Source organism: Bacillus cereus group sp. BceL291, assembly GCF_051776705.1.
Classification (GTDB): Bacteria; Bacillota; Bacilli; order Bacillales; family Bacillaceae_G; genus Bacillus_A; species Bacillus_A cereus.
On sequence record NZ_JBPWAP010000226.1, the window covers coordinates 1 to 919 of the forward strand.

Consider the following 919-nt stretch of genomic DNA (forward strand, 5'->3'; position numbering starts at 1 on the left):
GTATGAAGCCTACGAAAGTTGAAATCGATGTTACTGATAATAAAATTTATGTGGTCAAGAATGGTGAGGTTACGCCACTGAATCCTCCAGTAACAGGATTTGGGGAACAAGTAATCACTTGGCAAGGTGGGAAAGTTGATCGTGTATCAACTACCATCACAGAAAAAATAAAATAACTGGGGATGCGATTATGAAGCAATTAACTATTGATGATGTTATAGGGAGTTTCAACTATAACGCGATAAGCACCAGTGAAAAGTTTTTGAATCCAAGCTTTGAAGTGCATTTTTACGATAAAGAGGAACGGCAAAAAATGGATTGTTTTGATGCTAAGACTGAAACTGAAGCTTGGAAAGCAACTTTAGAAGAGCACGGGAAAGGTATTCAGAAGATTAGGATAACTCATTCGAATCGTACTAGAGCAGAATTTTTAGCGCTAGATTAGGAGGCAAAGTGATGGCTTTCAATCGTTGGTTAACTGATGAGGAATATCAGCAAGCTGAATCAAACGGTATAAGTAGAAGAGTTCTTTACATGAGAATGTACAGATACGGTTGGGAACTACAAGAAGCATTGACCACACCACCAAGAACATATTGGCATATGAACGAAGGGAAAAGCAATAAGTGGTTGGAATTGGCAACGGAAAACGGAATCAATTCAAGTACTTTTTATAGCAGGGTAAATAATGGTTGGGATCCTAAAGATGCAGCAAGTATTCCAACGCGTAAACAAATTGACAGGAAGGAACTTGTTAAGATTGCCGAATCCAATGGCATCAGCGTAAGTACTTTCAGATCTAGATTGAGTTATGGATGGGAACCGATAAAAGCAGCTACAACACCAGCTAAGTCTAAAAATAAAAACATTAGTTAAAGGGAGTAGATGAAAATGAAAGCTATGGAAAACGGTGTATATG

The 919-nt window shown here is 38.0% G+C and carries 3 protein-coding genes; all 3 read left to right on the forward strand.

Features of this window, described 5'->3' with window-relative positions; all coding sequences use genetic code 11:
• Window positions 1–2: 2 nt before the first annotated feature.
• The 3 genes from ACS2CR_RS34245 to ACS2CR_RS34255 are packed head-to-tail and all read left to right on the forward strand — an operon-like array spanning window position 3 to window position 876.
• Window positions 3–176, forward strand: coding sequence for a DUF3954 domain-containing protein (locus ACS2CR_RS34245; RefSeq protein WP_000805174.1), 174 nt, complete (start codon window positions 3–5; stop codon window positions 174–176).
• Window positions 177–190: 14 nt separating this feature from the next.
• Entirely contained in the window at window positions 191–445 is a 255-nt protein-coding gene (locus tag ACS2CR_RS34250) for a hypothetical protein (protein ID WP_151159894.1), read from the forward strand.
• 11 nt (window positions 446–456) lie between these two features.
• Complete coding sequence (locus tag ACS2CR_RS34255; RefSeq protein WP_000885284.1) at window positions 457–876, forward strand: hypothetical protein; 420 nt, start codon at window positions 457–459, stop codon at window positions 874–876.
• Window positions 877–919: the final 43 nt, after the last annotated feature.